Source organism: Agrobacterium sp. LY4 (assembly GCF_001526585.1).
GTDB lineage: Bacteria > Pseudomonadota > Alphaproteobacteria > Rhizobiales > Rhizobiaceae > Agrobacterium > Agrobacterium leguminum.
In genome coordinates this window covers 420,119-443,610 of sequence record NZ_ASYA01000001.1, presented here as the reverse complement: position 1 = coordinate 443,610, position 23,492 = coordinate 420,119, and the positions used below count along the sequence as shown (strand labels likewise).

At 61.4% G+C, this 23,492-nt stretch carries 18 protein-coding genes, 1 tRNA gene and 1 pseudogene; 9 read left to right on the top strand and 11 right to left on the bottom strand.

What is annotated here, in order from left to right; translation table 11 throughout:
• Positions 1–4 precede the first annotated feature (4 nt).
• From L904_RS02210 to L904_RS02195, 4 genes are read right to left on the bottom strand one after another with little or no spacing between them, the layout of a single operon-like run.
• A complete protein-coding gene (locus L904_RS02210; RefSeq protein ID WP_035265157.1) occupies positions 5–2,266 on the bottom strand; it encodes a chemotaxis protein CheA in 2,262 nt (753 codons plus the stop codon).
• Positions 2,267–2,282: 16 nt separating this feature from the next.
• On the bottom strand, positions 2,283–2,648 hold the full coding sequence (gene cheY1 / locus L904_RS02205; protein ID WP_003493773.1) for a chemotaxis response regulator CheY1: 366 nt from the start codon (positions 2,646–2,648) through the stop codon (positions 2,283–2,285).
• Entirely contained in the window at positions 2,645–2,944 is a 300-nt protein-coding gene (locus L904_RS02200) for an STAS domain-containing protein (RefSeq protein ID WP_003503483.1), read from the bottom strand. The genes cheY1 and L904_RS02200 overlap by 4 nt, the downstream gene beginning before the upstream one ends.
• A complete protein-coding gene (locus tag L904_RS02195) occupies positions 2,944–4,539 on the bottom strand; it encodes a globin-coupled sensor protein (protein WP_256364469.1) in 1,596 nt (531 codons plus the stop codon). Before L904_RS02195 ends, L904_RS02200 begins: the two co-directional genes overlap by 1 nt.
• A gap of 517 nt (positions 4,540–5,056) precedes the next feature.
• Between L904_RS02195 and L904_RS02190 the strand changes: the two genes are divergently transcribed.
• The 7 genes from L904_RS02190 to mnhG all read left to right on the top strand — a co-directional run bounded on the left by L904_RS02190 (position 5,057) and on the right by mnhG (position 11,541).
• Positions 5,057–5,434, top strand: coding sequence for a hypothetical protein (locus tag L904_RS02190; protein ID WP_035265153.1), 378 nt, complete (start codon positions 5,057–5,059; stop codon positions 5,432–5,434).
• 106 nt (positions 5,435–5,540) lie between these two features.
• Positions 5,541–8,459, top strand: a complete 2,919-nt coding sequence (locus tag L904_RS02185) for a monovalent cation/H+ antiporter subunit A (RefSeq protein ID WP_020810383.1) — start codon at positions 5,541–5,543, stop codon at positions 8,457–8,459.
• A complete protein-coding gene (locus L904_RS02180) occupies positions 8,459–8,794 on the top strand; it encodes a Na+/H+ antiporter subunit C (protein WP_020810384.1) in 336 nt (111 codons plus the stop codon). Before L904_RS02185 ends, L904_RS02180 begins: the two co-directional genes overlap by 1 nt.
• The gene (locus L904_RS02175) at positions 8,791–10,437 is read left to right on the top strand and encodes a monovalent cation/H+ antiporter subunit D (protein ID WP_020810385.1); all 1,647 of its coding nucleotides are present in this window, start codon (positions 8,791–8,793) and stop codon (positions 10,435–10,437) included. Before L904_RS02180 ends, L904_RS02175 begins: the two co-directional genes overlap by 4 nt.
• On the top strand, positions 10,434–10,922 hold the full coding sequence (locus tag L904_RS02170) for a Na+/H+ antiporter subunit E (RefSeq protein WP_020810386.1): 489 nt from the start codon (positions 10,434–10,436) through the stop codon (positions 10,920–10,922). The genes L904_RS02175 and L904_RS02170 overlap by 4 nt, the downstream gene beginning before the upstream one ends.
• Entirely contained in the window at positions 10,919–11,200 is a 282-nt protein-coding gene (locus tag L904_RS02165; protein WP_003522772.1) for a K+/H+ antiporter subunit F, read from the top strand. Before L904_RS02170 ends, L904_RS02165 begins: the two co-directional genes overlap by 4 nt.
• Entirely contained in the window at positions 11,197–11,541 is a 345-nt protein-coding gene (gene mnhG, locus L904_RS02160; RefSeq protein ID WP_003522773.1) for a monovalent cation/H(+) antiporter subunit G, read from the top strand. The genes L904_RS02165 and mnhG overlap by 4 nt, the downstream gene beginning before the upstream one ends.
• 1 nt (position 11,542) lies before the next feature.
• Here the strand turns inward: mnhG and L904_RS27525 are convergent, their stop codons facing one another.
• Entirely contained in the window at positions 11,543–11,821 is a 279-nt protein-coding gene (locus L904_RS27525) for a hypothetical protein (protein WP_155246271.1), read from the bottom strand.
• A 102-nt stretch (positions 11,822–11,923) separates the two neighbouring features.
• Here L904_RS27525 and L904_RS02150 point away from each other — a divergent pair, with 102 nt between their 5' ends.
• Positions 11,924–12,184 carry a helix-turn-helix domain-containing protein gene (locus tag L904_RS02150; protein ID WP_020810388.1) on the top strand — a complete coding sequence of 87 codons (261 nt, stop codon included), beginning with the start codon at positions 11,924–11,926 and terminating at the stop codon, positions 12,182–12,184.
• Here L904_RS02150 and L904_RS02145 read toward each other — a convergent pair whose 3' ends face one another.
• The 6 genes and pseudogenes from L904_RS02145 to L904_RS02115 all read right to left on the bottom strand — a co-directional run bounded on the left by L904_RS02145 (position 12,185) and on the right by L904_RS02115 (position 19,367).
• A complete protein-coding gene (locus L904_RS02145; RefSeq protein ID WP_020810389.1) occupies positions 12,185–12,799 on the bottom strand; it encodes an alpha-ketoglutarate-dependent dioxygenase AlkB in 615 nt (204 codons plus the stop codon). It lies immediately after the preceding gene.
• A 159-nt stretch (positions 12,800–12,958) separates the two neighbouring features.
• Positions 12,959–13,034: transfer RNA gene (locus L904_RS02140), tRNA-Phe, on the bottom strand.
• Positions 13,035–13,273: 239 nt separating this feature from the next.
• On the bottom strand, positions 13,274–13,699 hold the full coding sequence (locus L904_RS02135) for a hypothetical protein (protein ID WP_020810390.1): 426 nt from the start codon (positions 13,697–13,699) through the stop codon (positions 13,274–13,276).
• A gap of 155 nt (positions 13,700–13,854) precedes the next feature.
• Positions 13,855–16,071, bottom strand: a complete 2,217-nt coding sequence (locus L904_RS02130) for a 3-hydroxyacyl-CoA dehydrogenase NAD-binding domain-containing protein (RefSeq protein WP_035265151.1) — start codon at positions 16,069–16,071, stop codon at positions 13,855–13,857.
• Between the two features lie 254 nt (positions 16,072–16,325).
• On the bottom strand, positions 16,326–17,534 hold the full coding sequence (locus tag L904_RS02120) for an acetyl-CoA C-acetyltransferase (RefSeq protein WP_020810482.1): 1,209 nt from the start codon (positions 17,532–17,534) through the stop codon (positions 16,326–16,328).
• Positions 17,535–17,571: 37 nt separating this feature from the next.
• Positions 17,572–19,367, bottom strand: a pseudogene (locus tag L904_RS02115) (acyl-CoA dehydrogenase C-terminal domain-containing protein).
• A gap of 377 nt (positions 19,368–19,744) precedes the next feature.
• Between L904_RS02115 and podJ the strand changes: the two are divergent.
• Complete coding sequence (gene podJ / locus L904_RS02110; RefSeq protein ID WP_020810481.1) at positions 19,745–23,482, top strand: cell division protein PodJ; 3,738 nt, start codon at positions 19,745–19,747, stop codon at positions 23,480–23,482.
• The last annotated feature ends 10 nt before the right edge of the window (positions 23,483–23,492 follow it).

Below are 23,492 nucleotides of genomic sequence, written 5' to 3'. Positions count from 1 at the left end.
GCTTTCAACCTGTCGCCGCAAGCGACATTTCCTGCTTCAGGGGCTGTCCGCGCGAGGCGCTGACGATGGCATCGACATCCAGGATGAGCGCAACGCGGCCGTCACCGAGGATGGTGGCGGCGGCAATGCCCGGAACATGGGTATAGTTGGCTTCCAACGACTTGATGACAACCTGACGCTGGCCCTGGATCGCATCCACCATCAGGGCACGCTGGCCGCCGCCTTCCGATTCCACCAGAAGGGCGACACCTTCGACCGGATCGGCCTGGGTCGGGCGGAAGTTCAGCACGCGGCCGACATCGACCAGCGGGCAGAAGGAGTTGCGGATCGAGATCAGCCGCTGGTTCGCGCCGAAGGAGTGAATGTTCTTCGCCTCCGGCTGCAGGGTTTCGACGATTGCCGTCAGCGGTACCACCAGCGTCTGGCCGGCAACGGTCACCACCATGCCGTCAAGAACGGCGAGCGTCAGCGGCAGGCTCATGGTGAAGGTCGAACCATGGCCGGGGCGCGAGGAGATGCTGATGCGACCGCCAAGCGCCTGAATGGAGCGCTTGACCACATCCATGCCGACGCCGCGGCCGGAAATGTCGGAAATCTTGTCGGCGGTGGAGAAGCCCGGCGCGAAGATCAGATTGTCGATCTCCTCATCGGTCAGGTTCGCATCGGCGGCAATGAGATCGTTGTCGATTGCCTTCTGGCGAACGCGCTCGCGGTTGATGCCGGCGCCATCGTCCTGAAGCTCGATCAGGATACGGCCAGAACGATGCTTGGCCGAAAGCTTGATGGTGCCTTCCGGGTTCTTGCCCGCAGCCTCGCGCTTTTCCGGCGTTTCGATGCCGTGGTCGACGGCATTGCGGATCATGTGCGTCAGAGGTTCCGCCAGCTTGTCGATGACCGTCTTGTCGACTTCTGTGTTTTCACCTTCGGTGATGAGGCGGATCTGCTTGCCGATCATATCGGCGACTTCGCGGACGATACGCGACATGCGCTGGAACACCGGCTTTACCGGCTGCGCGCGGATCGCCATGACGCTGTCCTGGATTTCGCGCGTCAGCTGCTGCAGCTCGTCGAGGCCCATATTGACGGCCGACGTGCCACTTGCGTCGTTTTCGATGACACTCTGCGACAGCATCGCCTGATTGATGACGAGCTCGCCGACAAGGTTGATCAGGCGGTCGACGCGATCGAGATCGACACGGATGGTCTGGCCGGCGCTGGCATTGGCCGCTGCGTTGGCGTTCGCCTGCGCTGCGGCAGGCGCGGCCGCAGCCTCGCGCTTTTCGATGGCGGCATTGACGCTCTGGGCGATCTGCGTCGTCGCGACGGCCGTTTCGACGGCTGCTGCAGCATAAGACGCTTCCGCCGTAGCGATTTCAACGATGGGCTGCTCTTCCGATCCGCTATCGAGAGCCGAAAGGTCGAACGGCACCGGGATCATCGGAAGCTCTTCATCGCCGCCTGCGACGGCCGAAACATCAGGCACGATTTCCAGATCGCAATCCCATTCGGCAAATTCGAAGACGCTGCGGATACCCTCTTCGCCCTTGTCGGTCGCGATCGAAACCGTCCAGGAGAGATAGGATGCTTCAGGATCGAGCTTGTCGAGCGAAGGCAGCTCCGACATGTCGCAATTGATGCTCATCTCGCCGATGCGCGAGAGATCGCGCAGCAGAAGTGCCGCCTCGTTGCCCTTCGAATAAAGCGACGCATGCGGCTTGAAGGTGATCTGGAAGGACGGCACTTCCATCAGCGGCGTGGTTTCGTCGGCAAAGTCCGTAAAAGAGAACGGGATCGGCTCAAAGCCGCTCTCATCCGTCGGCTTGGCCTTCACGGGTTCCGGTGCCTTTACGGCGACGGGAGCCGGCGCGGATGCCGGAACGGCTTCGCCGTTTGCCAGCGCTTCCAGTTCCTTCACGAGGCCACGGGTGCGGCTTTCATCGACGCTGCCGCCGTCTCTTGCCGCATTGGTCAGGTCCGCCAGCACGTCGGCGGAGCGCAGCATGACTTTCAGAACATCCTGGGTCGGCTCCAGCTTGTTGGAGCGGACGCAGTCGAGGGTCGTTTCAAAAACGTGGGCGAAAGCCACGAGATCATCGAGACCGAAGGCACCCGCCCCGCCCTTGATGGAATGAACGGCACGGAAAACGGCGTTGACGGTTTCCGGATCACGGTCGCCGTCATTCAATTTAAGAAGCCCCGATTCCAGTTCGGCGAGCTGCTCCTCGCATTCCTGGAAAAAGATTTCCTTGATTTCGTTCATATCCATCGTGAAATGTCCCGTATCAGGCGGTTACGCGTTCAATGGCATCGATGAGTTTTGCAGGGTCGAACGGCTTGACGATCCAGCCGGTCGCACCGGCCTGACGGGCGCGGTTCTTCTTTTCTGCATCGCTTTCGGTCGTCAGAACGAGGATCGGGATCGCCCGGTACTTTTCGTTGCGACGCACACCCTCGATGAAGCCGAAACCATCGAGACGGGGCATGTTGATATCAGTCACGATGACATCGGGGTTGCTCTGCTCGAGCACTTCGAGGCCCTCGATGCCGTCTTCGGCCTGAATGGTTTCGAAACCGGCATTGTTAAGCGTGACCAGGAGCATGTTCCTGATCGTCCGGGAATCATCCACGGTAAGAACTTTTTTCTTCACTTTTGCATCTCCTTGGGGAGCAAATGGTCAATATCGACGCCTATCAGTTTCATGGTCTTGTCGAATGCATCGGACACCCTGGCAAAACCGAAGGGCTTGCCATCCTCCTCCCAGGACTTCGCGCCGGCCATGAGGACCTGGGCGCAAAGTGCACCGATACGCTCCACCTCGGACGCGTCGACCGACAACGGTGCTCCTCTCAGCGTCATCAGCTTGCCGTGCAGGGCCGATGCTTCGTTGAGATCCAGCACCGGTGACAGTTTCAGCGTCGCCTCAGCTGCTTTTCTGGCTGCCATTACATGACTCCTTGGCGTCTGAATTGTTGGTAATCCTGGCCGTAATCCGTGCGGTTATCCGCACGGGCCATAAATGAAGTGTCCTGCCGGTCCGCACCGGACGCCGCCTTCGCCTGCCCCTGACGGGCAATGCGGAATTCGCGGATGGTGCGGCCGAGTTCCAGAATGACGGTTTGAAGCGCTTCGGCCTCGGAGGCGCTCGCACTGATATCGACGGCATTCCGGTCCGCCTGCCGTTGCTGCCCGCCAATATCGGCGGCAACCGATTGCAGTTCGCCGGCCTGCTCGGCCGTATGCCGGGAGACTTCCGCGATCATGTCGTTGATGCCTGAAACCTGCCGGACGACGCCGCCGATTGCGTCCTGGGTGCGGTTGACCATGCGCACGCCGCCCTCAACCTGCGTCTTCGTGGTGCCGACGAGGCTCTTGATCTCCCTTGCAGCGTCGGCGGAACGCTGGGCGAGCGCCCGGACCTCCTGCGCGACGACAGCGAAACCACGTCCGCTTTCACCCGCGCGCGCCGCCTCGATGCCGGCATTGAGGGCGAGAAGGTTGGTCTGAAAAGCAATCTCGTCAATCGTGCCGATGATCCTGCCGATCTGTTCGGCGGATTGTTCGATGTCAGACATGGCGTCGATCGCCTCGCCGATAGCCTTGCCGCTTTCGACCGCCGCCTCACGGGCGCGGGAAACAGCCGTTTCCGTGGCCGATATGCGGGCGCCGTTTTCAGCAACGTTCCCGATCATCGTCTGGATGGCGCGGGAGGTTTCGGCAAGCGCTTCGGCCTGCTGGCGGGAGCGCTCGGCCATGGAGCGGCCCATATCGGCAAACCGCGCACCGAGCGCCTCGGCCTCGCCGATGCTGTTTTGCGCCGCGATCAGCGATGCGCCGATCGTTTCCAAAGCCGTGTTGAAGGAAGCCGCAACATCTCGATAGGCTTCCGGCACTTCGCCGCCGATGCGGGCCTGCAGATCGCCTGCGGCAAAGGCCGTCAATGCCGTGCCCAGCAACTTCGCCGCTTCGGAGCGGTCATTGTCGCGCTGTTCCGCCAGTTCGCGGCCATGGCGCAGACGCAATTCGTTGAAGCGCAACGAGACGGCGATTTCGGTATCAACCATCACCAGACGGACGACATTCTTGACGGCTTCCGCCAGTTCACGGGTTTTCTTGCGGTTGCCGGGCAGGATGGAGCGTGGCGCATGTTCGGCCACCAGCCCGCCGACGAGATGTTCCAGAACCACCGCGTGGCTGGCGATCTGCCAGCGCGGATCGAGCCCCATGCGGCTGGCATTGTCGGAAAGAACCTTCACCCGCTCGGCATAAAGCGCATCGAAACGCGCATCGGTCAGAACGCTCCAGTGCGAGGATTGCAGATCGTGCAGGCGGTCGAGCTGGTTTTCGCTTTCGAAAGACGGAGAACAGTCCGGCATGGACTGGAAACGGGTCATCACGTCCCGCAGGCCGGCCTTGACGTAAGGCTCCAGCATGCTGCGATAGCTGCGCAGGAAATCGGATTGCGTCTCGTCGAGGCCGGCAAAACGCAACCGTCCCGCCAGACTTCCGCCTGCCGATCTACGCGCTTGATCTGATGGCAAATCCTGCCCCAACCGACGTCCCCAACAACATGACGGCCGGTAAAACCCGGCCAAATTGGCCAAGGTTCAGAACGCCAGCACCCTGAGGGGATTTTTGAACGAACATACCCATCGCGGACGATGCGGCATCGACGCCTGCCAGACCTTCTTGAACCAAGAAACGAAAATACCGGATCGGCACCGGTACGGCAGTGCGGCGTCATGCCTGGAAGGGGAGAGAACCCCATTCCGCCGTGGAAATACCATCAATCTTTATGGTTAATTCCTTGCTTGAAAGTTAAGAAACACAGGCGTCGGCGTCAAACGGTAAAATTTGTAAAAGCTTTTAGCCAATGCCGCCCTCACTTTGCCGCAAACGGGCAAAAACGAAAAGGAATCGGACGCCGCGGGCGGTTTTTCCCGCATGCGCGCTGGACAAGCATGTCCGGCTTCCCCTAAAACAAATCAACAGGATATTCGCTCAACGGTGATGCTTTAAAGAGACCTTTACGATCAAGGAGATGCCAACTTGCCATGGATGGAGAAAGGCCGCAGTTCAAGGCGCCATCCGCAAGTGCTGATCGGTCTCGTGGTCGCGAGCCTGCTGGTCATGATCGGCTTTCAGGCACCGGCCGGCGTCAAGCCCCTTTCCAAAACCAGCCGCCTCGAACGATTGCAGAGCGTCGATCCCGGCCGTTCCCTTTCTCTTCGCGAAAAGGATTGCAATAGCGGCAATGATTTCGGCTGCAGGGCCGGCGATGCCGGCTCAGGCTTTCGCCTGGACGCGTCTGCCTCACCCGCCCCGAGCCTCAGGGATAATGCCGACGTCTCGCTCGTTGCTGTTGCCATCGTGCCACAAGCTTTCCGAGACTTTGCCAGCGTGGTTCCACGCGCGCCTCCGCATATTATGTATTAGTCATTCCGGCGGTCCTCATCATTCGGTTCATTGCGAACCTTGAGGGATCGGAGTCGTCGGAAACCCGCCGTAGGCTCCCATTCCAGAGAGAAAACCGCCGCCGCATATGACACTTGCAATCATTCTTCCATTCATTGTCGCATTGCCCTTCGTTGGCGCGCTTCTGACGGCCTTCATGCCGCGCGAGGGTGCGGCCGCCGGTCCCGCCTCCGTTGCGGGCGCAGTCGCCCTTTTCGGCCTTGTCAGCAGCATTTTTCTTTATACGAGCGTCAGCGGCGGCGCGGTTCTCAAGTATGATGTGGAATGGCTGCCCCAGCTCGGCCTGAACTTTACCCTGCGGCTGGACGGATTTGCCTGGATTTTCACGATGCTCATTACCGGCATCGGTCTGCTGGTGGTGCTCTACGCGCGTTATTATATGTCGGCCGAAGACCCGATTCCCCGTTTCTTCGCCTTCCTGCTCGCCTTCATGGGCTCGATGCTTGGCGTGGTGCTCTCCGGCAACGTCATCCTGCTGTCGATCTTCTGGGAAATGACCAGCATCTTTTCGTTCCTGCTGATCGGCTACTGGCATCAGAACGCCGGTGCGCGCGACGGCGCCCGCATGGCGCTGACCGTGACCGGCATCGGCGGCTTCAGCCTGCTGGCTGGCCTGCTGATCCTCGGCCATATGGCGGGAAGCTATGACCTCGACAGGATCATCGAGGCCGGTGCGGCCATCCGCGCCCATTCCCTCTATGTACCGGCGCTCATCCTCATTCTCGGCGGTGCGCTGACCAAGAGCGCACAGTTTCCGTTCCATTTCTGGCTGCCCAACGCCATGGCGGCGCCCACACCCGTTTCCGCCTATCTGCATTCGGCCACCATGGTGAAGGCCGGGGTTTTCCTGCTGGCGCGGTTCTGGCCGGTGCTGGCGGGCACGCCGGAATGGTTCTGGCTGGTGGGCGCGGCCGGCATCATAACCCTGCTGCTCGGCGCCTATTTCGCCATGTTCCAGCAGGATCTGAAGGGGCTGCTGGCCTATTCCACCATCAGCCATCTTGGCCTCATCACCACGCTGCTCAGCCTCGGCAGCCCGCTTGCGGCAGTGGCGGCCATTTTCCACATGGTCAACCACGCCACCTTCAAGGCGTCGCTGTTCATGGCGGCCGGTATCATCGACCATGAAACCGGTACGCGCGACATGCGGCGCTTAAGCGGGCTTTACACCTATATGCCGGCGACCGCGACACTCGCCATGGCGGCGAGTGCGGCCATGGCCGGGGTGCCGCTGTTCAACGGCTTCCTTTCCAAGGAAATGTTCTTTGCAGAGGCCGTCGAAACCCATGCCGACTCGCTGCTGGACCGGGCGCTGCCCTATGTCGCGACGCTGTCGGGTGCATTTGCCGTCGCCTATTCGCTGCGCTTCATCCACACGGTCTTCTTCGGCCCCAAGCCCGTCGATCTGCCGAACCCGCATCCGCACGAGCCGCCGCGCTGGATGCGTTTCCCCATCGAATTCCTCGTCTTCGCCTGCCTGATCGTCGGCATCGTGCCGAGCCTCTCCATCGGCCCGTTCCTGCATTCGGCCGTGCTTTCCGTGCTTGGTGCGCAAACGCCGGTCTACAGCCTGTCGATCTGGCACGGTTTCAACCTGCCGCTGATCATGAGTATCGCGGCGCTGATCGGCGGGGTTACGATCTATGCCCTGCTCGGCGGTTATTTCTCGCGCTGCGACGATGGCCCGCCGGTCTTCCGGCATTTGCGGGGACAGCGCATCTTCGAGCGCATTCTCGTCACCGTGTCCTGGAAATGGGCGCGGTGGCTGGAAAGCACGCTCGGCACGCGGCGTCTGCAGCCGCAGCTGAGGCTTCTTATCCTCGTGGCGCTTCTTGCCGGTTTCTCGCCTCTCTTCCTTTCGGAATTCTCCCTGTCGCTGCCGCGCGTCACGACCTTCGATCCGATCTTCGCCATTCTCTGGCTGATCGGCATGATCGCGGCCATGGGTGCGGCCTGGCAGGCGAAATATCATCGCCTCGCCGCCCTCGTCATGCTCGGCGTCTCGGGCCTCGTCACCTGCCTCACCTTCGTCTGGCTTTCCGCGCCGGATCTAGCGATCACCCAGCTTCTGGTGGAAATCGTCACCACGGTTCTCATCCTGCTCGGCCTCAGATGGCTACCGAAACGTGTCGAGAAGGTCGACAGCAGCGATGAGCTGCCGGCGCAGCTTCGCCGCGCCCGCGACTTCCTGCTCGCCGCAGGCAGCGGTATCGGCATGTCCGTCATTGCCTATGCCGTGATGACGCTGCCGGTGCCGAACGCGATTGCGACCTATTTTCTCGAACGCGCCTATACCGAAGGCGGCGGCACCAATGTCGTCAATGTCATTCTGGTCGATTTCCGCGGCTTCGACACCTTCGGCGAAATCGCGGTGCTCGCCATCGTCGCGCTCACCGTCTTTGCGCTGCTTCGCCGTTTCCGCCCCGCCCATGAAAGCATCGGGGTGCCGGAACAGCAGCAGATGCAGAACGCCTTCGATGCCGAACGGCCGGACCGTAGCAAGGGCGATACGGTTCGCGACTATCTCTATGTGCCGTCGATCGTGATGCAGTGGATGTTCCCGGTCATCATCACCTTCTCGATCTTCCTGTTCATGCGCGGCCACGACCTGCCGGGCGGCGGCTTTGCGGCCGGCATCACCATGGCCATCGGCTTCCTGCTGCAATATCTCGCCGGCGGCGCACGCTGGGCGGAGGACCGCATCCGCATCCTGCCGCTGCGCTGGATGGGTTTCGGCCTTTTGATGGCGGCGGCGACGGGTATCGGCTCCTGGTATTTCGGCTACCCGTTCCTGACCTCCTATTTTCAATATACGGAGATACCCTATATCGGCAAAATGCCGACGGCATCCGCCCTGCTGTTCGACCTCGGCGTCTTCTCGCTGGTCGTCGGCTCCGTCGTTCTTATCCTGATAGCACTGGCACACCAATCGTTGCGTAACTACCGCGTTCGCACGCCTGAAGCCGCAAAAGCGGAGGACGTGTAATGGAACTCATTCTCGCCATCGGTATCGGCATCATGACCGGCTCCGGCGTTTGGCTGGTGCTGCGCCCGCGCACCTATCAGGTCATTGTCGGGCTTTCGTTGCTGTCTTATGCCGTCAACCTCTTCATCTTCGGCGTCGGCGGCATCAAGACCAATGCGCCGCCGGTGCTGGTGAACGGCGTCGACAGTTCGACGCTCGCCGACCCCGTGCCGCAGGCGCTGGTGCTGACGGCTATCGTCATCGGTTTTGCCACCACCGCATTGTTCCTTGTCGTGCTGCTTGCCGCCCGCGGCCTTACCGGCACCGACCATGTGGACGGGAGGGAGACGAAATGATGTCTTTCCCCTTCCACATCGTCATCGCGCCCATTCTTCTGCCGTTGATTACCGCGGCCCTTCTGCTGTTCTTCGACGAGCGCCAGCGCGTGGCGAAAGCCGCCATCAGCCTCACCTCGACCGTGCTGTTGCTGGTGGTCGCCATATTGCTGTTCCGCGAGGTGAATTCGACGGTCAATACCGAGATCGCCGCCGTGGTTTCGAGCGGCGTCTATCTGCTCGGCAACTGGCCGGCGCCCTTCGGCATCGTGCTCGTCGCCGACCGTCTTTCGGGCCTGATGGTGCTGTTGACGGCGCTGCTTGCCATTCCGTCCTTGATCTATTCGATGGCGAAGTGGCACAGGTCGGGCGCGCATTTCCATTCGCTGTTCCAGATGATGCTGATGGGCGTCAACGGTGCATTCCTGACCGGCGACCTCTTCAATCTCTTCGTCTTCTTCGAAGTGATGCTGGCCGCTTCTTACGGCCTGCTGCTGCATGGTTCCGGTCAGCAGCGCGTCAAGGCCGGGCTGCATTATATCGCCATCAACCTCGTCGCCGCCCTGTTCTTCCTGATCGGCGTCAGCCTCATCTATGGCGTTACCGGCACACTGAACATGGGCGATCTCGCCCATCGCATCGAGGGGCTCAACCCCGATCAGCGCATGCTCTTGGAAACCGGCTCGGCCATCCTCGGCATCGCCTTTCTGGTCAAGGCCGGCATGTGGCCGCTGAATTTCTGGCTGCCTTCCGCCTATGGCGCGGCATCGGCCCCGGTGGGCGGGCTCTTCGCCATCATGAGCAAGGTCGGCATTTATGTCATCGCCCGCCTGTCCTTCCTGCTTTTCGGGCAGACGGCCGGGGAATCGGCCGGTTTCGGCCATGATGCCCTGCTGGTCGGCGGCATCGCCACCATCATCTTCGGGGCCATCGGCGTTCTGGCGTCGCAGGCGCTGGGGCGGCTTGCCGGCTTTTCGGTTCTCGTCTCGTCGGGAACGCTGCTTGCCGCCATGGGCACCGGCAATCCCACGGTTGCGGCCGGCGCGCTTTATTACATGGTCAGCTCCACCCTCACCATCAGCGCCTTCTTCATGTTGATCGAACTCGTCGAGCGCGGACAGGATGCCGGCGCGAACGTTCTTGCCGTGACCATGGAGGCCTATGGCGAAGGCGACGAGGAAGAGGAGGAGGAGGAAGTCGGCGTGACCATGCCCGCCACCATGGCGGTGCTCGGGGCCTGTTTTGCCGCCTGCGGCATTCTTCTGGCCGGCCTGCCGCCGCTTTCGGGCTTCATCGCCAAATTCTCGATGCTGACCGCCATTCTCAATCCTTCCGGGCTTGGCGCCAATGACAGCGTTTCCACACTGTCCTGGTGGCTGGTTTTCCTGATCGTCTTTGCCGGTTTCGCCTCGCTGATCTCGATGACGCGCGCTGGCATCCGCACCTTCTGGGCTTCCATCGAAGGCACCGTGCCACGCGTGCTCGTCATCGAAATCGCCCCCGTGATGCTGCTGCTCGGCCTGACGCTTGCCATGACCGTGCAGGCGGGACCGGTGATGCGTTACATGCAGGAGACGGCGCGTATTCTCGACCTGCCGGCAAGCTATATTCAGGGTGTCATTTCCGCACCCCGAGCGGGAAGCAACCCGGAGGTAGAGCCATGATAAGCCGTGTCCTGCCCTACCCGCTGCTGACGATCTCGCTGATCTTTTTCTGGATGACGATCAACAGCTTTTCGCCCGGGCATCTGCTGCTCGGCACCGGGGTTGCGCTTGTCGCCTCCTGGGCGATGGCGTCGCTCAGGCCCGCCAAGCCGCGCATCCGCAACTGGCACAGGCTCGCGCAGCTCATCCTGATCGTGCTTTACGATATCGTCAGGTCCAATCTCTCGGTCGTGAAGATCATCCTGTTCAAGCGCGAGAGGGACCGCAAATCCGGCTTCCTGGCCGTGCCGCTCGATATTCGCGACCCGATGGCGCTTGCGGTGCTGGCGACGATCCTCACCTCGACGCCGGGAAGCGCATGGCTCGAATATAATTCCAGCCAGGGCACGCTGCTGCTTCACGTTCTCGACGATGTGGATGAGGCGGCCTGGATAAGCCTCATCAAGAACCGTTATGAAAAACTGCTGATGGAGATATTCGAATGAGTTCGATTATCCTTTTCTGGTCCTTTTCGCTGGCGCAGTTCATGCTCGCCATCGCCATGGCGATCTCGGTCTATCGCATCGCCATCGGCCCGCGCGCGCAGGACCGTGTGCTGGGTGTGGATACGCTCTATGTCAACGCCATGCTGCTTCTTTTGACCTTCGGCCTGCGCACCGGCAATGACATCTATTTCGAAGCGTCGCTGCTGATCGCCATCCTCGGCTTCGTCTCCACCGTCGCCCTTTCCAAATTCCTGATGCGCGGCGAGGTGATCGAATGAGCGAGGCGCACGAATTTCCCCTCTGGGCCGCCATTGCCGTGGCCTTTTTCGTGCTGCTGGGCGCCTCGTTGACGCTGATCGGCACCATCGGCTTTGCCAGGCTCAACAGCTTCTATGAGCGCCTGCATGCGCCCACACTCGGCACCAGCTGGGGCACCGGCGGCATCGTCATGGCCTCGATCATCTATTTCTCCGTCTCCGGCGACCGCTTCGCCTTCCACGAAATCTTCATCGGCATCTTCATGACGGTGACGACCCCGGTTTCCCTGATGCTGCTGGGACGCGCCGCGCTCTATCGGGACCGGGCGGAGCAGAATACGGATAATCGGGAGCATCTGTAGGCTAAGGCTCTTTACGGCGGCGAAGCTCCGCGCGCACCCGCCGCCATTTGCCCTGTTCGAAATTCCGGGAATATCGCCAGGCGCGATCTTCCTCGATGACTGCGAATTCCTCGGCAGCATTTCCATATGTCTTGCTTAAGATATCGGCGATGCGCGTTATCTCGGCGCGCGGGACAAGCATGGGTCGCACAGCTTGCTGCCAAACGACATACATAAAAGCGGATAGTCCAAACGCCCCAATCACCACGATTGAGCACCAACTCCATGCGGATAGTTCCATGACTGCACTCCATGGCTATTCCGCAAGACTTTATCCCATAATGGGATAATTCTAAATCAGGATTAATCCGTGAGCTCCTAAAATTTCGGGGTTCTGGAGCTCGTGACGAAGTCTACACATACACCCGAGTACCAGCTTCTTGTTGAGATACTGACCGACACGCGGCGAAAAGCGGGCCTGACACAACAGCAGGTCGCAGATCGGTTGGGCAAGCCACAGTCCTATGTCGCGAAGGCCGAAGGCTCTGAAAGACGAATAGACGTCGTTGAATTTGCAAAATTGTCGGCCGCAATGGATCAAGACCCAACCGCGCTTCTTCAACTGTTGCTCACAAGAATGGAGGAACAGGGCGTTCCTCTCTGATCAATACTGTTTCGAAGCAATGACCTTGCGAAAAGTGAGGGAAATTCGTCTGCCTCGGGCTGTCTTAACTCCATTCACGATATCCGATTTTCGCGCCGGAATTTCATGGGTCCAGCCGTAGCGGCCCGCGTCTCTCAGCAAGACGCCGGAGCGAGGTTGAAGCAAGACGCCGCATATGGCTGGTCCACGCAATTCGCGGAAAACCATCTCGCATGTGGATAAAAGGCTTATCGACACGATCGTATCGTCAAAACAGGGCACACAATCGACATGCGCACTGATGCCCTGCCCCGGAAGATATTCGTTCGCGATAACCTGATCGGGCAAATCCCGACAATAACCTGCGGTAACCAACCGCTTAGCGAACACGCCAAGCCACGGCGGCAACGGCCCGAGATACGCTTCCGCGGTAACAGCGCGCGCCTTATAGTCGTACCGATAACCGAAATGCTGCACGCGGCGCTTCAGCTCCGTGCTCCACGCATCCGCATCCACATCCACATCCACATCCGCATCCAGTCTGTGGGCGACGGCGGCCTCCTCCTCTGGAGAGAGAAAGCCGTCAAAATAGACAATGCCGGGCGGCAGAAGAGGTAGGCTTGTGACACGATCCATTTGCGGGCTGCTCTCCAACTGCCTGCAATAAGCAGGGTTGGCCCATGGCTACACCGGGCCTGTCAAAAGCATATGATGGCTGTAGCTACTCATCAAAATTTGCCTGCAAATGGACAAGTCGCCAAGCACGCGATTCGTCAACAATGCTATTGAGATAAATGGTGCCCGGAGGCGGATTTGAACCACCGACACGCGGATTTTCAATCCGCTGCTCTACCAACTGAGCTATCCGGGCACTTCAGGTCCTTGAAGAACCTCCGCTTTTGGCGGGCGGGGCTGTTTGGCGCCCCGAAAGTGAGCGGGGTTATAACATCTTGTTCGGACATGGCAAGCGCCATCGCGAAGTTTTTTGACAGTTTTTTCACGGCGCCTGTGGATGGCTGGAAAGTCTGCCCGGCGAAGGCCGGATTGCGGCGGAAAACCCACTCTTGGGCATCCGCCGGGCCAGCGGGCGGTGGCGCGGCAGGTGGCGGCTTATGCCCCCTCATTGCGCCGTGCGGCAAGACCAAGCGCGATGGGCACAACGGCCACCAGCGCCGCCATGACGGGCGAGGAGGCGAAGATCCGGCTTGCCAGCGAGGTAACGGCAACGGAGCGCACCACCGTCATCAGGCGCGAATTCTCGCGGTCGCGCTCATGCCGGGCATCGGGGGATTTGCGGTGCGACGGGTTGGAGGCGGCTTCCAGCCGTTTGACGTCGCGGCGAATTTTTTCGAGCTGTTTGCGCAGATCATCCAGTTCCGCGCGCAAGGATGATTCCGGTGAGGCGGAGGCCCGCACCCTTCGGGCAGCAGCGGGTTTTGCAGCCTTCTTCTCCACGGCCTCTTCGTCCAGTTCGGCCAGATGGTCGTCAAGGTCCGAGGGCTTGTCGAAACCGTGGGATCGCAGTGGTGCTTTCATCGCTGTCTCCTGGGGCGTGCTGAATTGCGGCGGCGGGCGCTTTTGCCCGGCCAGCCTTTTCAACGCCTCAGCCCGGCAAAGGATGCACGGAAAGCGGGGAGACAGGCATAATAAAACAGGCCCCGAAGGGCCTGTTCAATGTCTCACTTGAAGCCTCAGGCCGCCTTGGCGGCGCTGGCATAGGGATCGAAGCGACCGTAGAAGGTCTCGCCCTTGGCGGCCATGTCCTTCAGCAGCGGCGTCGGCTTGAAGCGTGGGCCATAGGTCTCGCTGAGCTTTTCGGCGAGTGCCACGAAGTTCTTCACGCCCATGCCGTCAATGTAGGACAGCGCGCCGCCAGTATAGGGCGCGAAACCGAAACCGAGGATGGAGCCGACATCCGCCTCACGCGGATCGGTGACGATGCCTTCTTCCACCGTGCGGGCGGCTTCCAGCGCCACGGTGACGAGGAAGCGCTGTTTCAGCACCTCCATGTCAACCGCTTCAGGCTTCTGCTGCGGATAAAGGTCCTTCAGGCCGGGCCAGAGGGACTTCTTGGCGGGCTTTGGCGGATAGTCGTAAAAGCCCTTGGCGTTCTTGCGGCCGAAGCGGCCCTCGCCTTCCACCAGCGTCTTCACCAGCTCCATATGGCGCGGATCGACGGCCTTTTCGCCGAGATCGGCGACGGTGGCTTTCAGGATCTTGTAGGAAAGATCAATCGCCACCTCATCATTCAGCGCCAGCGGGCCGACCGGCATGCCGGCGAATTTCGCGGCATTTTCGATCATGGCGGCGGGTACGCCTTCGATCAGCATATCGTAGCTTTCCGCCATGTAGCGCAGCACGCAGCGATTGACGAAGAAGCCGCGGGTATCGTTGACCACAATCGGGGTCTTCTTGATCTTCGCCACGTAATCCAGCGCGACGGCGAGCGCCCTGTCGCCGGTTTCCTTGCCGAGGATCACTTCCGTCAGCATCATCTTCTCGACCGGCGAGAAGAAGTGGATGCCGATGAAATCCGCCGGGCGCTTCGAGTTTTTCGCAAGGCCGGTGATCGGCAAAGTGGAGGTGTTGGAGGCGAAGATCGCGCCCTGCGGCAAGACGGCTTCCACGGCCTCGATGACGGCCTTCTTCACGTCGCGGTCTTCGAAGACGGCCTCGATGACGAGATCGGCATCGGAGAGCGCCTTGTAATCCGCTGTCGGGGTGACGAGGTCGAGCAGTGCCTTGGCCTCATCCTGGGTCAGCCTGCCCTTGCCGATGGCGGCCTTGACGCTTTCCTCGCAATGGCCCTTGCCCTTGTCGGCAGCCTCCTGATCGCGGTCCACCAGCACAACGGGGATGCCGGCGGCAGCGGTGACATAAGCGACGGCAGCGCCCATGAAGCCCGCGCCGACAACGCCGACCTTCTTGAACTCGGTCTTCGGCTGGCCGGCCGGGCGGCGCGCGCCCTTGCCCAGTTCCTGCATGGAAATGAACAGCGAGCGGATCATGCCGAAGGCTTCCTTCGAGCGAAGGATTTCGGTGAAATAACGCTGCTCCACCTTCAGCGCCGTATCGAAGGGCAATTGCAGGCCTTCATAGACGCATTTGAGGATGGCGAGTGCGGCCGGATAGTTGCCGGCGCTTTCGCGGCGCAGGATGGCCGGCGCGGCAGGCCAGAGTTGGGCTGCGGCAGGCGTCCAGATGCCGCCGCCGGGGGCCTTGAAGCCCTTTTCATCCCAGGGGGCGACCGGTTTCAGGCCGTCCTTGATCATCTGCTTTGCAGTGGAGACCAGCTGATCCGGCTCCACCACCTGATGCACCAGCCCCATGGCCTTGGCGCGCGCGCCGGTCAGCGACTGGCCGGTGGTCATCATCTGCAATGCCGATTGCGCATCCGTCAGGCGCGGCACGCGCTGGGTGCCGCCGGCGCCGGGGAAGATGCCGACCTTGACTTCCGGAAGGGCGATCTTGAGGTTCTTGGCGCTGGAGGCGACCCGGCCGTGGCAGGCAAGCGACAGCTCAAACGCGCCGCCCATGCAGGTGCCGTTGATGGCGGAAACCCAGGGCTTGCCGTTGGTCTCGATCTTGCGGAACAGGCCCGTCATGCGGCCAACCAGTTCGAACAGCCTTGCAGCGGCCTGATCCGGGTTCTTCGTCTTCTCATCATTGTAGAAGGAGAACATCGACTTGATCATGGAAAGATCGGCGCCGCCGGAAAAGGTGCTCTTGCCTGACGTGAAGACAACGCCCTTGACGGCGCTATCGGCGACAGTCGCGTCAACAATGGCGTTCAGCTCGTCCATCACCTCTGACGTGAAGACGTTCATGGATTTTTCCGGCATGTCCCAGGTGACGAGGGCGATGCCGTCTGCGTCCGTCTCGATGGTGAAATTGGTGTAAGTGCTCATTTGGGATTCCTCTTCCCTCAAATTTCCCTGCGGTTACGACAGTCCGATTGCGAGGCCGATACAACCGACCACAAGAACGAGAAACACGATCAAACCCCAGCGCTCTGCCCGGAGCCGCCGGATGTGGACAGGGGAAACGGGGCGGATGGACGCCCTGTGATCCTGTGCCATATCCTTTCCCAGATTGTGCCGAGCCAGCTGCTGTTCGATCTCATTCTTGGGCCACTCGTAAACCTCGCGCCTCATGACCAGCCTTAAACCCGCTCGATAACCGTCGCCGTGCCCATGCCAGCGCCGATGCAGAGCGTGACGAGCGCGGTGTTCAGATCGCGCCGCTCCAGCTCATCCAGCACCGTGCCGAGGATCATCGCGCCGGTTGCACCGAGCGGATGGCCCATGGCGATGGCGCCGCCATTGACGTTCATCCGGTCGTGGTCGATGTCGAAGGCCTGCATGTAACGCAGGACCACGGCGGCGAAGGCTTCGTTGAGTTCGAAAAGATCGATATCGGCAAGCGACATGCCGGTCTTTTTCAGGAGCTTTTCGGTCACATCCACCGGGCCGGTCAGCATCAGCGCCGGATCGGAGCCGATATTGGCGAAAGCCTTGATGCGGGCGCGGGGCTTAATGCCCATCGCCTCGCCGCCCGCCTTAGAGCCAACCAGCACGGCGGCCGCGCCATCAACGATGCCGGACGAATTGCCGGCGTGATGGACGTAATTGATCCGCTCCACTTCCGGGTGCGCCATGATGCCGACGGCTTCGAAGCCGCCCATTTCACCCGGCATCTGGAAGGAAGGGTTGAGCGAGGCCAGCGCCTGCATGTCCGTGCCGGGACGCATATGCTCGTCACGGTCGAGGATCGTCAGGCCGTTTGAGTCCTTCACCGGAATAACCGACTTGTTGAAATAGCCCTTATCCCAGGCATGCGCCGCGCGCTTCTGGCTTTCGACGGCATAGGCGTCGACATCGTCACGAGAGAAACCATACTTTGTGGCGATGAGATCGGCCGACACGCCCTGCGGCATGAAGAAGGCCGGGAAGTTGACCGAGGGGTCCATGTACCAGGCGCCGCCCGACATGCCCATGCCGACGCGCGACATGCTTTCGACGCCGCCGGCGATGACGATGTCGTCAGACCCCGCCTTGACCTTGCCGGCTGCGAAGTTGATGGCATCGAGACCCGAGGCGCAGAAGCGCGAGATCTGCATGCCCGGCGCCCTGTTGGAATAACCGGCCTCGAAAGCGGCGGCCTTCGGGATCACCGCACCGGCATCCATGACGGGATCGACACAGCCCATGATGATGTCATCGACGGCAGAAGTGTCCAGCCCGTTGCGGTCGCGGATGGCTTCCAGCGTCTTGGCGGCAAGGCGAACGGAGGGCACCTCATGCAGGCTGCCATCCTTCTTGCCGCGTCCGCGCGGGGTGCGGACATGGTCGTAGATAAATACGTCAGTCATAACTCTCTCCCTGTGGCGCTCGTAAACGCCAGATTTCTCAGAATGCTTCCGCAGCCAGTTCCATCATGGTGTCCGCGCCGGTTTCGATGCGGGCCTTGCGCAGCGCCGTTTCCGGCATGATGCGCTCCATATAAAACTTCGCCGTGACAAGCTTGGTCTTGAGGTAATCCTCGTCTGAAGCGCTGCCTGCTGCAAGCGCTTCGCTGGCGCTTTCGCCATGCGCGCCTGCATGTAGCCCAGCACCACGATGCCGAAGAGATGCATATAGTCGGTCGAGCCGGCACCGGCATTGTCGGGTTTCGCCATGGCGTTCTGCATGAACCACATGGTTGCGGCCTGCAGGTCGTTCAAGCCCTTCTTCAGGCCCTTGGTGTAGAGGCTCAACTTTTCATCGGCACGGTTTTCCTCGCAGAAATCGCCGATTTCCTTGAACAGCGCCATGACGGCGCGGCCGCCATTCATGCCGAGCTTGCGGCCCACCAGATCGAGTGCCTGAATGCCGTTGGCGCCCTCATAGATCATGGTGATACGCGCATCGCGGACATATTGGCTCATGCCATGTTCCTCGATGTAGCCGTGACCGCCGAAGACCTGCTGCGCCATCACCGCATGGTCGAAGCCCTTGTCGGTCAGCACACCTTTCAGGATTGGGGTGACGAGGCCGAGCAGGTCGTCCGCCGCCTGGCGCTGCTTTTCGTCAGTGGCGCGGTGGGCGATGTCGGATTGCAGCGCGGTCCAAAGCAGGAAGGCGCGGCCGGCCTCGTTATAGGCCTTGATGGTCATCAGCGTGCGGCGGATATCGGGATGCACGATGATCGGATCGGCCTTCCTGTCGGGGAATTTCGCGCCGGAAAGCGAGCGGCCCTGAATGCGCTCACGGGCATATTCAACCGCATTCTGGTAGGCGATCTCGCCAACGGAAAGACCCTGAAGGCCGACGCCGAGGCGGGCTTCGTTCATCATCACGAACATGGCCGAAAGGCCCTTGTTCTCAGCGCCCAGAAGATAACCGGTCGCATCATCGTAGTTCATGACGCAGGTGGCGTTGCCGTGAATGCCCATCTTGTGTTCGATGGCGCCACAGGTGACGCCGTTGCGCTCGCCCGGCGTGCCGTCTTCCTTCACCAGGAACTTCGGCACGATGAAGAGCGAAATGCCCTTGGTGCCTTCCGGCGCGCCTTCGATGCGGGCAATTACCAGATGAACGATATTGTTCGTCATGGAATGTTCGCCGGCGGAGATGAAGATTTTCTGACCGGAAATTTTGTAGCTGCCATCAGCCTGCGGCACGGCCTTGGTGCGCAGCATGCCGAGATCGGTGCCGCAATGGGGTTCGGTGAGGTTCATGGTGCCGGACCATGTGCCTTCCACCATCTTCGGCAGGTAGGTGTCCTTCTGCTCCTGCGTGCCATGCACCAGAATGGCGGCAATCGCACCCTGCGTCAGGCCGGGATACATCATCAGCGACAGGTTGGCCGACGACATATATTCGCCGATGGCGGCGTGCAGCGTATAGGGCAGCCCCTGCCCGCCGAATTCCGGCGGAACGGCAAGGCCGATCCAGCCGCCTTCGCAATAGGCGTCATAGGCATCCTTGAAACCATCCGGCACGGAGACCGAACCGTCATCGGCGCGCTTGCAACCCTGTTGGTCGCCGGAAAGGTTGAGCGGGAAAAGCCGCTCTTCGGCAAGCTTGGCGGCTTCACCGGTAATGGCCTCGATCATGTCGGGGGTTGCATCCTCGAAGCCGGGCAGGTTGTTATACCGCTCCAGGCCGAGAACGTCGTTCAGGATAAAAAGCGTGTCTTTAACTGGGGCCTTGTAAACAGGCATTACCGATGTTCCTCCGCATCGTGGGCGCCGGCGATAATCCGGCCGATATGGGATGACAATATTTGACGTGCGCGTAAACGTCAAATAAATTTCAGCGGAATATCCCTTCTCCTTTTTCGCGGAATGGACATCCGGCCCGGCGCAGGGCTGCCGCGTGCCGTAAAAGTTAAAAAATTCCGACCATAGTTAACCACTTCTTTACCACGTTTCGTGAATTCTCCCGACAGAGGTAACTGCTTCGTACTCCGGCGCATTTTCCTCAACGGGGGCAAATACCGGCTCTAGGATTGCTGCATGTTGCGGCGACGGCGTGTCCAGGCAGGCAACGTCGCGACAGATAACCGGGCACGGCGGGCGGAAGCGAAGCGAGCGAAAAGATGAACGGATTGCGATCGAAAACCCAACAGCCAAGCGACAGATCGTCTCTTGATGCGCTCAATCGCACCATTGAAGGCCTTGAAGCCCGTATCGAAGGGCTGATGAGCCAGAAGTTCCCGCGCGACCCCCGGGCCGCGAGCGCTCAGCCCGAAGCGAAAAGCGAGGCTTATGCCGTGCGCGCCGCCGTCACGCCGCCGCAGCTCGATCCCGTCAACGAAATCCGCCAGCGCCAACGCCTCCTCGAGGCGAGCTTCCAGCGCCCGCAGGAACCCGCCGCCCGGCCGGAACGGACGATTACCAGACCGCTTGCACCGGAATACCGGCCGAGGGACGCACAGCAGGCAGCAGCCGCTCCCGCACCGCGCGCGCGTTCCATCCCGCCCTATCAGGAACCGCAGCGCAATGACGCGGCCCTGCAGGAAATCGCCCAGGCGCTCGTCAATCTGCGGCATGAGCTGAAGCACGACATTGCCGAGGGCGTTGCCCGCGAAGCGCAAGGCCTGCGCACCGAGATCCGCAATATTCGCGCGGTGGCGGAAGACCAGCAGTTCATCGGCGATCTGCGCGACGATATCGCACGGCTGGCCGGCAGCATCGACCAGCTCGGCAATCTGGCATCTCCCGATGCCTACGGGCTGCGCAACGAATTCGAGGATCTGCGTCTGACGATCGATCAGCTTGCGCGCGAAGACAGCGTGCACCGGATCGAAAGCCGCTGGAACAATGTGGAAGACACGCTGCGCGGTTTCGACGCCGGCGCGTTGCAGGATGAGATCGTTTCGCTCGCCTATCGTCTCGATGACATCAAGACCCAGCTCGGCGGCATGAGCAACAATCCGGCCGTGCGCGTGCTCGAAGACAAGCTGATCGCGATTGCCAGCGCCGTGGAGCAGCTCGGCAAGCACATGCAGCCGAACGAAGCGGCCTTTACCGAACAGTTTTCCGGTCTCGACCAGCGGCTGGACGAAATCAGCCGCGCCATTGCCGCAACCGGCACGCGCGCCAATGCGCAGGCAACGGACAATGCGCTGGCGCAGCGTCTGGAAACCCGGCTGAACGGCCTTGCCGAACAGCTCGGCGACATCAACCGCCTTGCCGCCGCAAAACCTGAACCGGCGCTGGACCTGACCGCCCGCCTTGAAGCGCTGGCAGGCAAGATCGACGAACTCAGCACCGCCCGCGACGCCGCCCAGTTGCATGAGCGGCTGGACCAGCTTTCCCTGCTTCTGGAGCGTTCGCAGCGCCCCTCGCAACAGGCGGAGCTGACGTCTTTCCTCAGCGACATTTCCCGCAAGATCGACGCGCTGGATCACGGCGCCGTCAATGACGGTCTGGCAGAGCGGCTCGACCTGCTCTCGCGCCGGATCGAGGACCTCGATTATCGTTACAGCCAGCCGCAGCCGGCATCGGGTCTCAGCGAAAGCGCCTTCTCGCGTCTGGAAGAGCGGCTCGGCAATATTGCCGCCCGTCTCGACGAGACCGCCCATGCCGCGCCCGCCGACAGCCACGCGCTGGCAAGCCTCGAAAACCAGATCGCCCATCTCTCGACGCTGATCAGCCAGCCGGTGCAGATGCAGGCCGCTGGCATGCCGCCTGAACTCGATGCCCGCATGGCGGCCATCGAAGACTACATGGCGTCCAACGACGAATATATCATCGAAGCAGCCCGGCAGGCGGCCGAGGCCGTTCTGGACGCCTATACCCGTAACAATCTCTCGGCCGGCGCAAACCTTGCCGACATGACGATGCTGACCGATCTTGCGACCGATCTGCGCAATCTCGAAGCCTTGAGCCGCAACACCGAAGAGCGCACGCACCGCACATTCGAAGCGCTGCATGAGACGCTGGTGCAGATCGCCGGCCGGCTTGATAACCTCGACAATGCCCCCGTCTACCGCGAAGAGGCCGCGCCCCGCAACGTCGCGAAGCCTGTGGCGGCCCCCGCGCACGAAGATGTGTCCATGCCGGCCGCCATCTTCCCGGAAGAGGGTTATATCGCCGAAGAACAGGCCATTCTCGACGCCGACGGGAAAGATGGGGATGCCATCGTGCCTCCCGCTGCGGCAAAGCCCGCGAAGGCGGAAAAAAAGAGCCTGCTTGCCGGCCTGACGAAGCGTTTCAAGACGGGTACGGCAAAGACCGTCAAAACCGCAGAAGAACCCGTATCGGCCTCCTCCGCCCGCACGCAGGTCGAGCCCGCCCCGTCGCTCGATCCGATCGACGTTCTGCCGGCGGGTCAGGAGAACGAACTTCTGGAGCCGGGTTCGGGTGCGCCCGATATCAAGAAAATCCTCGAGCGCGTGCGCGCCAGCCAGGTGGCCGCCAGCGGCAAGGCCGCAGACGCCGAAGGACGGACGGATTTCATTGCCGCCGCCCGTCGTGCGGCGCAGGCCGCCGCCATGGAAACATCGCCGGAGAAGCTTGATACCGGCAAGAAGGGCCGCAAGGCCGAGGCATCGGGGCTTTCGCGCTATCGCCGCCCGCTGCTGCTCGGCATCGGCGCCATTCTTCTGGCGATGATGGCCATGCCGCTCGTCAAGACGCTGATCGGCGGCGCGGAAGCTCCGGCTCCGGTCATCGAGCAGAAGCAGGACAATGGCCCGGTCTCCGCGCTTCCCGAAGCCGGCGACAAGGCCGTGACCATTCCGTCCGATCTCGCCATCGATCCGGAACAGGCCGCATCCGCCGACAGCATCGAAAACACCGCACCGGCGGAAAACATCATCGATCCCCGCACCGTTGGCGGCGCACCGCTGCCTGACGAGCCGCCGGTTGCCGACGTTCCCGCCGTGGATGCGGCAAATTCCGGCACCGTCGCGCAGAACGAACCTTCGGCTCCGGCACAGGTCGCCGCCACGGCTGCTCCCGCCCAGGACGCCATCGCCGTTCCCGCCGGCATCGAGCCGGCATCGCTTGCCGAAGCGGCCGCCAAGGGCGACACGCAGGCGCTGTTCGAGATCGCAGCCCGCTACACCGATGGCCGCGGCGTTGCCGCCGACCGCACCGAGGCGGCAAAATGGTACAAGCTCGCCGCTGATCGCGGCCTTGCACCCGCGCAATATCGTCTCGCCAATCTCTACGAGAAGGCGAACGGCGTCGAACGCAACCTTCCCGAAGCCAAGCGCTATTACACGCTGGCCGCGGAACAGGGCAATGCCGGCGCCATGCACAATCTCGCCGTCCTGCTTGCTTCCGATGCGGCCGGTCAGCCGGATTTCGCCGCCGCCGCACAATGGTTCATCAAGGCTTCCGACCTCGGCGTTCGTGACAGCCAGTTCAACCTCGCCATTCTCTATGCGCGCGGCAGCGGCGTGAAGCAGGATATCGAGGAATCCTACAAGTGGTTCGCCATCGCAGCCAGGGATGGCGACGCCGACGCCGCCCAGAAGCGCGACGAAGTGGCAGGAGCCTTGAACCCGCAGCAACTTCAGAGCGCCAAGGCCAAGGTGGACGCCTGGAAGGTCAAGCCGCTTTCGGAAGATGCCAACAGCGTCAACCCGCCCGAGGAATGGGCCGGCAAGGAAGGCGTGAAAACTGCTTCCGTGGACATGGAAAAGGCGATCCGCAACATTCAGGCGATCCTGAACAAGAACGGTTTCGATGCCGGTCAGCCTGACGGCAAGCTCGGCAAGAACACCGTGACGGCGATAAAGGACTTCCAGAAGTCCGTGGGCCAGACGCCGGACGGCCGCATTACCAACGAGCTGGTGACCGCGCTTCTCGCCCGCAACAAATAAACATTCGAGA